Source organism: Pseudarthrobacter sp. TE9888 (assembly GCF_056279345.1).
On record NZ_JBWBRD010000002.1, the window covers coordinates 3,352,308 to 3,365,826 of the forward strand.

At 60.1% G+C, this 13,519-nt stretch carries 9 protein-coding genes and 3 pseudogenes; 8 read left to right on the forward strand and 4 right to left on the reverse strand.

Going from position 1 to position 13,519, the window contains the following annotated elements; all coding sequences use genetic code 11:
- The first annotated feature begins 23 nt into the window (after positions 1-23).
- The 6 genes and pseudogenes from ACZ9J7_RS16015 to istA form a co-directional block, all read left to right on the forward strand.
- Positions 24-1,166, forward strand: a complete 1,143-nt coding sequence (locus tag ACZ9J7_RS16015; RefSeq protein WP_476210777.1) for a hypothetical protein — start codon at positions 24-26, stop codon at positions 1,164-1,166.
- 126 nt (positions 1,167-1,292) lie between these two features.
- Complete coding sequence (locus ACZ9J7_RS16020) at positions 1,293-2,699, forward strand: APC family permease (RefSeq protein WP_476210778.1); 1,407 nt, start codon at positions 1,293-1,295, stop codon at positions 2,697-2,699.
- Between the two features lie 364 nt (positions 2,700-3,063).
- The gene (locus tag ACZ9J7_RS16025; protein WP_476210779.1) at positions 3,064-3,411 is read left to right on the forward strand and encodes a N,N-dimethylformamidase alpha subunit family protein; all 348 of its coding nucleotides are present in this window, start codon (positions 3,064-3,066) and stop codon (positions 3,409-3,411) included.
- 3 nt (positions 3,412-3,414) lie between these two features.
- Positions 3,415-5,775: a N,N-dimethylformamidase beta subunit family domain-containing protein gene (locus ACZ9J7_RS16030; protein ID WP_476210781.1), complete on the forward strand. Its 2,361-nt coding sequence runs from the start codon at positions 3,415-3,417 to the stop codon at positions 5,773-5,775.
- A 201-nt stretch (positions 5,776-5,976) separates the two neighbouring features.
- Positions 5,977-6,114, forward strand: a complete 138-nt coding sequence (locus ACZ9J7_RS16035; protein ID WP_476210782.1) for a hypothetical protein — start codon at positions 5,977-5,979, stop codon at positions 6,112-6,114.
- Between the two features lie 217 nt (positions 6,115-6,331).
- Positions 6,332-7,099, forward strand: a pseudogene (gene istA / locus ACZ9J7_RS16040) (IS21 family transposase); the annotation flags it as partial.
- 10 nt (positions 7,100-7,109) lie between these two features.
- On the opposite strand, the gene ACZ9J7_RS16045 reads toward istA, so the two are convergent.
- Together ACZ9J7_RS16045 and ACZ9J7_RS16050 are read right to left on the reverse strand one after the other, a co-directional pair.
- A complete protein-coding gene (locus tag ACZ9J7_RS16045) occupies positions 7,110-8,150 on the reverse strand; it encodes an IS3 family transposase (protein ID WP_476210783.1) in 1,041 nt (346 codons plus the stop codon).
- On the reverse strand, positions 8,114-8,560 hold the full coding sequence (locus tag ACZ9J7_RS16050) for a transposase (RefSeq protein WP_476206620.1): 447 nt from the start codon (positions 8,558-8,560) through the stop codon (positions 8,114-8,116). The genes ACZ9J7_RS16045 and ACZ9J7_RS16050 overlap by 37 nt, the downstream gene beginning before the upstream one ends.
- 70 nt (positions 8,561-8,630) lie before the next feature.
- Between ACZ9J7_RS16050 and ACZ9J7_RS16055 the strand changes: the two are divergent.
- Together ACZ9J7_RS16055 and istB are read left to right on the forward strand one after the other, a co-directional pair.
- A pseudogene (locus ACZ9J7_RS16055) lies at positions 8,631-9,554 on the forward strand (Mu transposase domain-containing protein); the annotation flags it as partial.
- Positions 9,551-10,362 (forward strand): annotated as a pseudogene (gene istB / locus ACZ9J7_RS16060) (IS21-like element helper ATPase IstB). The pseudogenes ACZ9J7_RS16055 and istB, both read left to right, overlap by 4 nt.
- Positions 10,363-10,473: 111 nt before the next feature.
- On the opposite strand, the gene ACZ9J7_RS16065 reads toward istB, so the two are convergent.
- Both ACZ9J7_RS16065 and ACZ9J7_RS16070 read right to left on the reverse strand, forming a co-directional pair.
- Positions 10,474-11,130 carry a glycosyltransferase family 87 protein gene (locus ACZ9J7_RS16065; protein WP_476210784.1) on the reverse strand — a complete coding sequence of 219 codons (657 nt, stop codon included), beginning with the start codon at positions 11,128-11,130 and terminating at the stop codon, positions 10,474-10,476.
- A 79-nt stretch (positions 11,131-11,209) separates the two neighbouring features.
- Positions 11,210-11,896 carry a hypothetical protein gene (locus ACZ9J7_RS16070; protein WP_463961823.1) on the reverse strand — a complete coding sequence of 229 codons (687 nt, stop codon included), beginning with the start codon at positions 11,894-11,896 and terminating at the stop codon, positions 11,210-11,212.
- Positions 11,897-13,519 lie beyond the last annotated feature (1,623 nt).

Below are 13,519 nucleotides of genomic sequence, written 5' to 3' on the forward strand. Positions count from 1 at the left end.
ATCTGGCACCAAGGAGCAAGCCAATGTCCTCCCTTGAGATCCACGGGCAGGCAGACCGTTTCAACGTCGGGCCGCTCGAGGACATCTGTTTCACAGTTGTATGCCGCGGAACTTCCAACTTTCAGTCTCAGTTGTTGCGGATCGAAAAATACCGCGGCGAAGCGATCGCATCTTTCATGGATGCCATGCCAGTTACCAGCACTATTGACGCGGTGACGGAACGCCGGGTCCACGCAACCTGTCTTCGCCCGTTTCTGGAAGTTCCAGGCAGCGAAGGTGCGCTTACCGGAGTTCAGGGTGTCACCTTGGGAGCGTTGATACGGCCAGACGAGCCCGAGGCTTCTTGGCAAGGTGTTGTGACCGCCTGGGATACAAGCAGCAACAGCGGCATTGGGCTCTTCCTGCAGCAGCGCAAGCTGACGCTTCTGGTCGGGGACGGTCACGCCAGGTTGGAACTCAGTCTTCCTGAAGAACTTCGTCCTGGCCTCTGGTACGAAGTCGCCGCGTCGTATGACCTCGCAGCCGGTCTCGGCGTTATTTTCCTGAAGCCTCGTACCGCATCAGTCCATTCGGAACTTCGCGGCAGCCAAACAACGGCCGGACATCGCAGACTCGAGCAACTGCCAGCCGTTCCGATGATGCTCGGCACCAGTGCCAAATACGTCTCAGGGTGGATGGCCGCAGAAGAGTCCTTCAAGGGAACTATCGAGTCGCCTTACGTGATCGCGAAGTCCACGCCGGCAACTGATCTGTGGGGGCTACACGCCCGGCGACTCCAGGCCCCGGACCTCGTAGCGGCGTGGGATTTCTCTGAAGGGCTTTCCGAGGGCGGGATCCACACAAACCAGGTTCCGGATGTCGTTGGCTCGTTTCCCGCCCACTGCGTTAACGCCCCGATGAGAGCCGTCCCTGGTCACCGCAGCTGCATAGCCGACGGCATCGGAACGACCCCGGAAGGCTACGGTGCCATCCACCTGCTCGACCGCCGTCCAGATCCAGAGAGATGGAAATCGCGGATCGTCCTCCCTATACCACAAACACTGCAGGCAGGGTTCTACGCCGTGCGACTAAAGGCCTTAAACGTCGAGGAATTTGTTCCCTTTGTCGTCTCACCCGCAACGGAACCTGACGACCCACTGCAGCAAAGACAGCCCAAGTCCCATTAACGTCCGCCCACGAGGCCGCATCACAGCACAGAGCGCCCATCGATCGCTCGTTTTCACCGATCCACCTACAGAATCCGCTGAGCCGAATTCACGGCTAGGATTTCTTCCGAGAGGCACAGATAGCCCATGAAAACTGACAGTCACGCTACCCCGGCCAGTGACGCCGGGATCAACGACGTCGAGCAGCAGAAACTAGGGGCTCTTGGCTACAAGCAAGAGCTCAATCGCACCATGACCCTCACGGACGTCGTTGTCTATGGGCTCATCTTCATGGTGCCGTTGGCCCCCGTGCCCGTTTTCGGTACCATCTTCAACTTCTCCCACGGCATGGCCGCCTTGGTTTACCTGGTCGCCGGTATCGCCATGTTCTTCAGCGCCGTCAGCTACAAGGAGATGGCCAAGGAATACCCCGTGGCAGGGTCCGTGTACTCCTATGTCCGCTTGGGGACCAGCAAATTCGTTGGCTTCCTTTCTGGATGGGCCATCCTCCTCGACTACCTCCTCCTGCCGGCGCTGCTGTGCATCCTCGCCGCATCCGCCATGGGAGCACTCATGCCTGAAGTTCCAGGCTGGGTGTGGGTCATTGGCTTTATCGCCGTGGTCGCCTTCATCAATCTCCGCGGAATCGTGGTCACGGCACGGATGAACATGATTTTTTTGATCATTCAAGGAGCAGCGCTCGTCGTGTTCGTGGGCGGAGCCTTGGTAGCAATTACTCAAGGGCGGGCGCAGTTCAGCCTCGCACCCTTCTATCAGCCAGAATCCTTCTCCTGGGAGCTCGTGTTCACGGCCATCCCGGTCGCTGCCCTTAGCTACATCGGCTTCGATGCGATCTCGACGCTCAATGAAGAAGCCAAGGGCGGCGGAAAAGCGGTCTCGAAAGCGACCATGATCGTGCTCTGGCTAGTCATCGCCATGTTTGTCGCGCAGGTCTACTTCGCGGCTCTCTTCGTTCCGAACAACGAACCCTTCGCCGACGGTGACGCCGTGAACAACGCCTTCTACTACATCAGTGAAACCGTGGTGGCGCCTTGGTTCAAAATCGTCTTCACCCTGATCACGGCCTTGATAGCGCTCTTTGCCAACGTGCTGGTATCCCACGCGACCACCTCAAAGATGATCTTCGCAATGGCCCGCGACGGGCAGCTGCCCCGACGTCTGGCAGTGGTCACCCAGAAACACAAAGTTCCGGCCGCTGCCATGATCGTCGTAACCATCCTCACCGCCGTTATCGGCGTCCTGGCCGTAGGCCAGATCGAACTCATCGTCACGATGGTCACCTTCGGCGCACTCACCGCGTACATCCTGCTGCACGTCAGCGTCATCATTCACTTTGGAATCCGGCAGTCCAGCAAGAAGTACTTCATGCACTGGATCTCGCCAATCCTCGGCATTGCCGTGCTCGGATACGCCCTCTACAGCACTAACATTCTGGCCAAAGTCATTGGCATCTCCTGGCTGGTCATAGGAACGATCGTCGCGCTCGTTCTGAAGCGCACCGGCCGCACCCTCGAAAGCGAGGACGGTCTCTAGACAGCCACGCGCCCCTTGCCGTTCACCGACGGGGCGAAAGCACCGGGTCTGCCGCCTTAGCAGCGCCCGGTGCTTTCGTGGCGTGTCAGGAAGTCTTTTGCCCCAAGGCTCCCGGCAGGAGAGGGCTCCACTCTCCAATAGGAGGCTCTGGACTACGCAAAACTACCGATATTTTTCCCGTCACCCCGGCCCTAACGTTGAAGTTACCTAGAACACAAAACGCTTCAGCGCAGGTAACGGGGGAGTTCCCCGAACCAGCCCGCTCCACAGCAATCCCATCTCAGAATGAAAGCGAGAACCTCTTGAATCCGCGGACCAGTCCACCAAGTGGCCAAGCAAATTGTTGCCGGAGGGGAGCGAACTGATGCGTACCAGCGCGGACCGCTCATCCGAACTCCTGAGCATTTTTGAACAGCGGTTCTCCGCCCGGCTTCGCCGCGACTTCACCGATGAAGTAGCAGCGGCGTACGACCGCTGCCCGCTGGGACCTCATGACGACAAGACCGCACGCGTCTTGCGGGCCCTGGGCAACGCCTCGGTCAACGGCAAAGAGATCGTCCTGAACCTCGGCCCCAACGGTCCCTGGGCGATCGGCAGGATCACCGTAGGAGCACCCGGAAACCTGGTTCTTCTGCCCTCAACCTTCTACACCTATGAAAACGCGCTACGCGGAGTGTTCGCGCTGCGTCGCAAGAACTTTTTGGAGAGCTGAACCATGACTGCCCAAGCCGCCCCCTCATCCGAGATCCTCGTCGAACCGAAAATCTTCGGCTACACCGACCGTTTTGCCGCCCGCCCGGGTGAAAGCATTTCCTTCCACGTCAGCTGTGAGGGACCCTCCGCTTACCAAGCCTCACTTGTCCGCCTACGGCACGGGTTCACCGGCGAAGCCGGGCCGGGCTTCCTGGAAACTCCGGTTGCATCAGAATTCGATGGTCAAAAACAGGGCACGCAATACGTATGCCAGCCCGGATCCTATGTCGAGGTGCCAGACCCGTCCTCGCTGATGACGAAACCGGACGGACTGGTCATCAAAGCCAAGGTGTACCCCACGTTGCCCCTGAGCTCCCGCTCCGGTAACTACGGCGCCTACCACGTCACTCAGAACTCATTCGGAGGAGGCAGCGACCGGCAGGTCATCCTGGGCAACTGGGACGAAGAGTCCTCCAGTGGCTACGCACTTGTCCTGGACGCCGGCCGACCCACCTTCCTCTGGAGCGAACAGGGCACCGTGAAGTCACTGGCTCTTGAAAGCCCGCTGGAAGGACATCATTGGTACAGCCTCCAGGTCGAGGTGAACACCGCAGATGGCCAGATCCATCTGACGCAGGCACCGTTGTCCAACATCATGAACCGGTACACCGACCACGCACTGCCCCTGGAAGCCGAAGACAACGTCGCAGACGCCATCCCTGCAGCCAGCGCACCCGAAGCCCCGTTCCGAATCGGCGCCGGAGCGCGTCGAGACGGCGAACGATGGCTTGCAGCCAACGGCTTCAACGGCAAGATCGGCGATGTCTCCATTCAGCGACGCACTCCCACCAGAACGGAGACCGTTGCTGACTGGCACTTTGGACGCAGCAGCCGTGATGACGGACTGCTCCTGTGGGACGTCATCGACGAATCACCAAACCAGCTCCACGGAACATGTCACAACGCACCAACCCGAGCCGTCGCAGGACACTCCTTCACCGGTCTGGTGGATGACTTCCGGCTTGTCCCCGATGAATACGACGCAATCCACTTCCACGACGACGACATCACCGACGCCGGCTGGCCAACAGCGTTCACTTTGAACGTTCCCTCTGACCTGCCAAGCGGCGTATACGCGGCCAAACTCACTGCCGAAGGCGCGGAACAGTACCTTCCCTTCTTTGTCCGGGCCGGCGAAAAGAAGAACGACGTCGCCGTGCTGTTCTCCACAGCAACATATCTCGCGTACGCCAACGACCGCATTGCCTTCGAGGCAGACGGAGCCGAGATCATCGTCAGCCGGACGCCCATCCTGGACCGCGAAGACCTCACGCTCCAGGATCACCCCGAATTCGGCCGCTCCTGCTATGAAATCCACAACGATGGCTCCGGAGTTGTCTTCGGCAGCGTCCGCAAACCCATCCTGACCCTCCAGCCCAAACACCGGGCATGGTTCCAAGCCGAAGGCGTATGGGGGCTGCCCGCAGACCTGTGCATCGTTCACTGGCTCGAAACCGAGAACTGCGACTACGACGCCATCACTGATGAAGACCTCGACCGCGAGGGATACAGCCTTCTCAGCGACTACCGGGTAGTCATAACAGGCAGCCACCCCGAATACGTCACACGCAACGAACTCACCGCCCTGGAGGAATTCACCGCCAACGGCGGAAGGCTGATGTACCTGGGCGGGAACGGTTTCTACGCCACCGTCTCCTTCGACCCCGACCAGCCACACCTGATGGAACTCCGACGCTCCGACGGCGGCACGCGCCCCCACCAGTCCCCGTACGGAGACAAACGCCACGCCACATCCGGGGAACTCGCCGGCATCTGGAGGAACAAAGGCCTACCGCCGCAGAAGCTCGCCGGAGTAGGGTTCGCCGCGCAGGGCTTTGACCGCTGCACCTACTACGAACGACTTGAGGACAGTCACACCCCAGCCGCAGAATTCATCTTCGACGGAATCGGTGAAGACGAGCGCCTCGGCGAGTTCGGGATCATGGGAGGCGGCGCCGCCGGCGCCGAAGTCGACTGCTACCAGCCCGGTCTCGGCTCGCCCCCCGGAACACTCGTCCTCGCAACATCAGGCCCACTGTCGGACGCTTACCTCCTGGCCGCAGAAGAAGTGTACGAATCCTTGCCCGGCACTGGCGGCACCGAACACCCAGGCGTCCGGTCAGACATCGTCTACTGCCCCCTGGAAGGAGGCGGCGGCTTCTTCTCAGTCGGTTCCATCGCCTACACAGCCGCGCTCTCCCACAACAACTACGACAACAACATCGCCAAGATGACAGGGAACGTCCTAAGGCGGTTCCGTCAGGCCCAGCCACTTGAAGTAGCACTCAATGAAACAGAAACACTTCAGGTAACCGGCAGCTGACGCGTAAACCAAAGAATCTCAGCTGCCCCACGAGGACAGCAGCGCGAAGCCTGAGGGCGGCCCATTCTCCGAGTTGGCCGCCCTCAGGCGCGCAACACCACCCAGCTTTCCCCGCCAGAGCCTGCCGACCATCGCACAGTGACGCGGACCCGCGGCATCAAAGTTTAAAGTCGACTACCAAGCGGCCACGACGGAGGTCCAATGATCACCACAATAGAAGCCGACCGCTACTTCCACATCACAGGGCTTACCACCACAGAAATCGAGGACAGCATAACCACCGCCGTCAGATTGGCCCACGCCCACTCAAAAGAGACGGTTGGGAAGGGGTACTCGTGACCCGTCACGAACCTGGCGTGTACACCGTGAATCTAAGCAGCGACATCCCCTATGGCACCAACATGGAACGAGTGGCTATGACAGGTTTGGATGGCCCCGGTAGGACGGTTATTTTTGGCCCCACTTCGTGACTCGCCGGGCTCTTGTGACGGTTATATGTGGCCCACCTTCAACGTTGGATTCATCAGTGGATGGGTGCGACGGAGGGTTGGTCCGGATGGAGTCGAGAGTGGAGTTGTTTGCGCGGATCCGACGGGATGCCCGTGTTGAGGGTTTGTCGGTCCGTGCGTTGGCGGCCAGGCACAAGGTCCACCGAAGAACCGTGCGTCAGGCGTTGGAGTCAGCTGCCCCTCCGGAGAGGAAACCGCGGCGGGGTGTTGCGTGGCGATTGGAGCCGTTCAAAGCTGCGGTCGACCAGATGCTTGTCGACGATACGGCTGCGCCACGTAAACAGCGGCATACGGCACGCAGAATCCTAGAGCGGCTGATAGAGGAGAACGGGGCGACGGAGCTCTCGTATTCAACCGTCCGGGATTACGTGAGGGTCCGCAGGGTGCAGATCGATGTGGAAGCCGGCCGCCGAGTCGAAGTCTTCGTCCCGCAGGAACATGCCCCTGGTGCTGAAGCTGAGGTGGATTTCGGCGAGGTCTTTGTCGTGCTCAATGGCGTGAAGACCAGGTGCCACATGTTCGTGTTCCGACTGTCGCATTCTGGTAAGTCCATCCACCGCGTTTATCCGACCCAGGCCCAAGAAGCATTTCTCGAGGGACATATCGAGGCTTTCAATGAAATCGGTGGAGTCCCGGTCAAACACATCCGATACGACAACCTGACCAGCGCAGTTACCTCGGTGTTGTTCGGGCAGGGCCGGAACAGGCAAGAAAACGACCGGTGGGTGCTATTCCGCTCCCATTACGGGTTTGATGCGTTCTACTGCCAACCAGGTATCGCCGGGGCTCATGAAAAGGGCGGTGTCGAAGGAGAAGCGGTATATATCAAGCTGTCTGTGACAGCGGGGTGGTTTTGTGGTTGATGCCGGCCTGGGAGGGCACAGCTGGTGCGGTGGGTTTGTTGCGGTATCTCTGCGGATGGCGTGCATAGATCGCGTCGAGGGTGGCTTGCCGTTGTAGGCGTGCTTGGTTCCCGCGCCCTTTGTGGACGAGGTCCGGGGTGTAGTAGTTCAAACCGCTGTGGCGGTGGTTGGCGTTGTAGTTGGCGAAGAAAGCCGCCATGTAGTCCCGGGCGTGCTGGATGTCGCGGAAGCGGCGCGGAAAGTCCAGGTCGTATTTCACGGTCTTGAACAGTGATTCGGAGTAGGGATTGTCGTCCGAGACCCTTGGCCGGGAGTAGGACAGAGTGATGCCCAGGGACTGGGCCAGCTGAAGGGTGCTGCCGGCCCTCATGGGTGCCCCGTTATCGGCATGAAGCACCTCTGGGCGCTGCCGGTTCGCGGTGACCGCGTCGGTGATCAGTGCCGCGGCCAGGGACGCGGTTTCGGTGTGTTCGACCCGGTGCCCAACGACCTTGCGGGAGAACACGTCCAACATCGTGTAGAGCCGGTAGGTGTGTTTCCCCGGGCCGTGGAGCATCGTGATGTCCCAGCTCCACAGCTGATTCGGGGCGGTGGCGTGCACGACCGGTTTGGCTCGTTTGGGACCGGTTGCCGTGCGTTGTTCGCGGCGGTCGCCGTTCTGTCCGTGCCGGGCCACGATGCGATGGGCGGCGGCGATGGAGAAGAAGCAGTGCCCGGCATCGAGCATCCGGTAGTAGGCCTGGGTGACGGAAAGGTTGGCGTATTCCCGGGAGTTCAACAGCTCCATGAACGCCTCGGCTTCGGCGTCGCTGATCCGGTTCGGGTAGGCCCGGTGGACATGGGGCACCAGGATCCCGGGCGGTGTGGGCGGGCTCAAGTGCCGGTACCAGGCCGTGCGGTGAAGGCCCACCAGGGCGCAGGCCTTCACCGCTGACCAGCCGGCCGTGATCAGTTTCCCGGCAAAGGTCAGGGCGATGTCTTTCCAGATTTTGGCGTCAGCCACTCGGGCCGCTGCGGCTCCGGTTCTTCCAGTTTCGGATCCGTCGCTGCCGCGCTCTTGGCCATCGCGTCCAAGAGCGCGGAAGCTTTTCCCAGAATGTCCACGGCAGCCTCGGACCGTGCCAGTTTGGCCTTGAGGATTTCGTTTTCTTTCAAGACCCGTTTGAGCAACTGCTTATCGCCTGCGTTCAATCGCTGGTCCTCCTTTACCGTGTCGGATCTGGACCTCAGCTGACCGGCTTCCCTCTGCCGGCACCAGGTGTTGATGGTGCCTTCGGTGATGCCGGCCGCCCGGATGAATGCGGCCTTAGAGCCCCACTCCAGGCATTTGTCGTACTCATCCAGAATCGCGTGCTTCTGGTCGGTCGTGAAGTGCTTCCGATTCGTGACACGGACAGGCATAACGAAATCCATGATGGACCTTCCCCGTCCTGAGCGCCGGCCGCAGCGACAGCGAAACTGTCACACAACAGCCTGACACACAGGGGAAGTGGGATGGTTTCGCCGGAACCGGCTCACTCCGATGCCCGTGGCGGCCTCCTTGAACGAGCTCAACGAGAGGATTAAGGACTGGGAATCCCGCGATGAAAACCGCCGGATCAACGACAGGATCCGCACTATCGGCGAAGACTTCGCAGCCGAACGCTCCCGGCTGAATCCGTTACCGGTGGAAGGGTTTGACCCTGGGCTAGCGTTGAGCCCGAGGGTCGACCGGTCATCAATGATCACCGTGAGGATGGTGAAGTACTCCGTCCCTGCACGGTTCATCGGCCGGAGGCTACGGGTGTCCTTACGCGCCTCTGAGGTTTTGGTCTTCGACGGGCGCCTGATGGTCGCCAGACATCAACGGATCGCAACCCGGACCGGATGCTCCGTCCAGTTGGACCACTATTTAGAGGTCTTGAAGACTAAACCCGGTGCGTTGCCTGGGTCCACCGCTCTGGCACGGGCGAGGGAGTCGGGATCGTTCACGACCGCCCATGAGGCCTTCTGGGCCGCATCCCGCAGGGTCAATGGTGATGCCGACGGGACGCGCGAACTGATCGACGTCCTCCTCTTGCACCGATGCATGGATCCTCTCGACGTTGAGGCAGGAATCATCGCTGCGCTCAGCGTGGGAGCGGTCAGCGCCGACGTTGTTGCGGTTGAAGCCCGACGCCATGCCGCAGCAGCTGTTTCCTCGGGTGGGGCCACCTCGGACCGTCATCACGGTGATCACGGTGAGGTGAAAATGCAACGAGTTGTCAGCCTGACCCAGCGCCGGCTGACAGACCCCGCGGCGGTGATCGCCGGCCTGCCACACGATAGCCGGCCCTTGCCCTCGGTCAATGCCTATGACGAATTGCTGGCCAAACGCAGTAAACACACCACCGAAGCGGGAACAGCGTCGAAGGAGAACATCTCATGAGTCCAACAGCCCCGACAGCCACCATTACCCCGACGCTGCGCCGCAGGCGCGGCCTTACCGAACAAGCAGCAATCGCGGCCGTGGACCAAGCTTGCCGCCGCCTGCGGCTGCCCACGGTGAGGGCGGTCCTGGAGGAAGCGCTGAGCGTTGCCCGGAAAGAGCAGCTGTCGTATCAGGGGTTCCTGGCTGAGCTGCTGCTGGCCGAATGCGACGACCGTGACCGACGTTCCTCGATCCGCCGCGTCAAAGCAGCAAACTTCCCAGGGACAAGTGGATTGGAGACTTCGATTTTGACGCGAACCAAAACATAAATCCCGCAACGATCCACACTCTTGCGGCCGGCGACTGGATCCGCAAAGGCGCTCCCTTATGCCTTATCGGTGACTCAGGGACCGGCAAATCCCATCTGCTTATCGGCCTCGGCACCGCTGCTGCAGAGAAGGGGTACCGGGTTAAATACGCCCTGGCCACCCGCCTGGTGAACGAACTCGTCGAAGCCGCTGATGAAAAAATGCTGGCCAAGACCATCGCCCGGTACGGCCGCGTGGACCTGCTTTGCATCGACGAGCTGGGCTATATGGAGCTTGATCGCCGTGGTGCCGAGCTGCTTTTTCAAGTCCTCACTGAGCGGGAAGAAAAGAACTCCATTGCGATCGCCTCTAACGAGTCATTCTCAGGCTGGACCAAAACGTTTACCGACCCGCGTCTCTGCGCCGCGATCGTGGACCGCCTCACCTTCAACGGCACCATCATCGAAACGGGCACAGATTCCTACCGACTCGCCCACACCATCGCCCAACATCCATAACCATCAACGCGACGTGACAGTCAACCGTCCCGATTGGATGGTTTCGCGCTGACTCCCTCTTGCGAGCAGTACTGCACTGATTGTGGCTGTGAGGAGCAATGATTCACGAAGTTAGATGGCCAAAGGCAGCAGTAGGGGCTGTTCGAGGTCGAGAAGAACGTCGCCGAGGTTAGGCCCGGTAGCTGTGAGTATGGCCCCGCTGGAGTAGCAGAATGCACGCGTTTTCGGGCCGCCTTCCCTCCAGAGGATGATTATGGCGGGCAGCAGGTAAACCCAATGATGCATCCAGCTCACGGGTGAAACCACGCAGGCGGTGAGGCCCACCAGGATCACTGCCTGGGTGGTTTTACCGCGACGGTGAACGCCAACGGCAGCATATAGACCGAGAGCGGCAAGGCAGACCGCCAACAGGAGTGCCGGAAATGATCTCCATTTGCCCACGGCCGCCAACGCCCCATGGATCGAATTGTTGCCCGATGTCGCGAAGAAACCGTCCAATGAAACCCTGTCAGAGAGATTCCATAGAACGTGGGTGATGAAGTCCCAGCTCATGTCGGGATAGACCAGGAACGCAAAGAGCGTTGCCCCGACGGCAGCCAGTGAGCTCCCGAGAGCAGCTCGTTTTTGTCGGGAAACGATCAAACAGACGATGAACAAGGCAGGGGTCAGTTTTATGGTTGCGGCGAGCCCTACCAGCACCCCGGAAGGTATTCGCCGGGAAAGACCGCTTTGCTGTTGCCGGCACATATCGAACAGCACGAGTGCCATGAGGAAGACGTTGCTTACGGACGAGGTTCCCCTAGGGGGCCACGTCAAGCTTGGTGTTGCTGTGTTTGGAATGGAACCGTTAGGTCCGGGGCGTGAATTGGACTTGGATGTGCTTGAGCTCAGTGCGGGGAAGCACAGCGGTCACCACGCCGCCGCCTGCGAGTTGGGCTCCGATACCGTAGACGAACGGGTCCGTATCGACCTCTGCACCGGGCATATCGACTCCGTTGATGACGGTCCTGGCCTGGCTGTTGACCATCCGGCCTGTAACTGTGGGGGCGTGCTGGTCCCACGGGTTGCTGCCCGGCCAGAGCTCTTGCCGATATTGGTTCATGAGGATGTGGTTGACATGGTCAACCAACAGGCTTCGAACCGAAAAACGCTCGGATGAATCGCGGTGCCAGGTGGTTCGCACGGCCTCCTCAAGTTGCGGGTAACGCAGGCGCTCCACGTACTCGATCAGCCAAGGGGGCCGCGGCCATGGCGGAACTTCCTCGATCGATCTGCGTGTCTTCTCATTGAGGTCCGCGAGGTTTACCGGGTCTGAGCGGTCATCCGGGTTTCGCCAGAGCGTATAGGTGATGCTCGCCGTCATCTCGTTGTACCCACGATCATCTTGGCCATAGGTCACACCAACGCTGTCGGTGTCCTCCAACGATGGTTGAGGCGCGAGCCCCATCACCGGAATGGGCATCAGCTTCAGGCGCTCGGCCCATCCGGCCCGCGGGTCAGGAGCGTCTGAGGGGAGAATTCCGGCCACTCGCATACCTCGACTATGAACCACACGAGGGTACCTGTAAATGGGAATTGGGTTTCGGCCCCCCCAATTGTCCAGGCGAAGATTCATCCGGCCGTCGGCCCTATTCTGGTGAAATAGGGTTTTACTACACCGTTGCGGCTATCAGTTGCCCTAGGAGATGCAGACATGGTTGAACGTCATTCGCTGACTGTTCCCGATCTCGTTGGGCAGCCTGTGCACATTGCAGAAGAGAGTGCGGCGAACATCGGGTTTGGTCTCGCAGCCGGTGACCCTGACGGGTCCGGGGCTTCGCACGCGTACATGGCCGAGGCCGTTCTGGGTGACCTCCCAGGATCATTCACCAGGGTCGGTTCTTAGGTGGGGGAGCCAAATCAGGATTACTTTCGTGGAGGACGGTCAAGCCCGAAGCGACGTGCGTACGCAGAAGGGCGGGTCGCCCCCCTCACTCCACGCAGAGGCTGAGGACGACGGGTGAGCGCAGTTTGAGGGAGCATGACTGTGGGGCTGATTCGATGGAATCAGCCCCACTATCTGGCCTATTTACCCAAAGGCGAAATTGGGTCCGTCTGACCAGCACACTGTGCCATCGACAAGGATGACCGAAGCGGAGTTTGAGCCCCACGGAACACCTGCGATTCCCGGCCCAATGACATTGCCTATGGCGCCTTCCCAGCTCTTGTTACCCGAGGCAGGGCCCGGGCCGCTGGTGGACCAGGAGTTCCCGGTTATCGCTCCTGTGGCGTATACCGTCCAGCTATGTTGGTAAGCGGCCCCGTAGACAATAAAGCCTGTCTGGAATACAACTACATTGTTGTCGACCTTTGCGCCCGAGAGCCAGGAGTCACCACAGACCGTCAATGCCGCTGAAGTACGGGCACTTTTTTGGTCGGCCGCGCGGAGCTGGTCAGCCCGCTCGCGCTGGGCAGCGGCGGCGGCTGTTACCGGTACGGACTCCTGAGAGCCATCGGCGTGAGTTACGATCTTGAAGCCGTTTGCCTCGGCCACCTCAGCGTCATACCCAGCCACGACCATGGGCGTGTAGACGGTAACGGACTCAGATGTCGCGGTCGGCGCTCCGGTACCTGCATTCGCTGCCGTGACCGGTCCAACCACAAGAATCGCTGCCGTCATCATTGCGGTAAGTATTCTTGCCTTTAAGGATCTTGCCTGCATGTAATCCCCCTCTTACGCAGGGGATTACGTAGCTTCCCCCAAAGCTAAGCCCGCGAAAGACGCGGTCTAGCCCAAACTTTATCCAAGCTTTCTGGAAGGTCAATAGTGAATACTGGCCAATTCTAAATAGCTTGGATTTATCAATGCTTCGGGTGGATACGGCGTCCAGTGCGGCCGCTGGAGGATCGAGCCGGGTATCGCTGGGCGACCATAATTTCGTTGATCCCTCTGTCTTGGCTTCTCGCCAAGGGGAATATGGCTGGGTGCGTTCTTTAAGCCGCTGACCCTTTGACCCGGTGTTCCCTCGCAAGAGACTGATCGATGAGCCCTTAATCCTGGCATCCGGGCGCATAGCTCCACTCTCGACTCCATCTGTGTCTTCCCCGTTGACCCCCCCGGTAGGGGTGCTATGCCGTGAGACCGTCCGGTCCCGCCACCACCGCTAACCGGAAACCT

Bases quoted from the DNA above. Each gene is read 5' to 3' on its own strand.
- ACZ9J7_RS16025 (WP_476210779.1), top strand. From the start codon at position 3,064: ATGCGTACCAGCGCGGACCGCTCATCCGAACTCCTGAGCATTTTTGAA.
- ACZ9J7_RS16020 (WP_476210778.1), top strand. From the start codon at position 1,293: ATGAAAACTGACAGTCACGCTACCCCGGCCAGTGACGCCGGGATCAAC.
- ACZ9J7_RS16070 (WP_463961823.1), bottom strand. From the start codon at position 11,896: ATGCGAGTGGCCGGAATTCTCCCCTCAGACGCTCCTGACCCGCGGGCC.
- ACZ9J7_RS16065 (WP_476210784.1), bottom strand. From the start codon at position 11,130: ATGGCACTCGTGCTGTTCGATATGTGCCGGCAACAGCAAAGCGGTCTT.
- ACZ9J7_RS16015 (WP_476210777.1), top strand. From the start codon at position 24: ATGTCCTCCCTTGAGATCCACGGGCAGGCAGACCGTTTCAACGTCGGG.
- ACZ9J7_RS16050 (WP_476206620.1), bottom strand. From the start codon at position 8,560: ATGGATTTCGTTATGCCTGTCCGTGTCACGAATCGGAAGCACTTCACG.
- ACZ9J7_RS16030 (WP_476210781.1), top strand. From the start codon at position 3,415: ATGACTGCCCAAGCCGCCCCCTCATCCGAGATCCTCGTCGAACCGAAA.
- ACZ9J7_RS16035 (WP_476210782.1), top strand. From the start codon at position 5,977: ATGATCACCACAATAGAAGCCGACCGCTACTTCCACATCACAGGGCTT.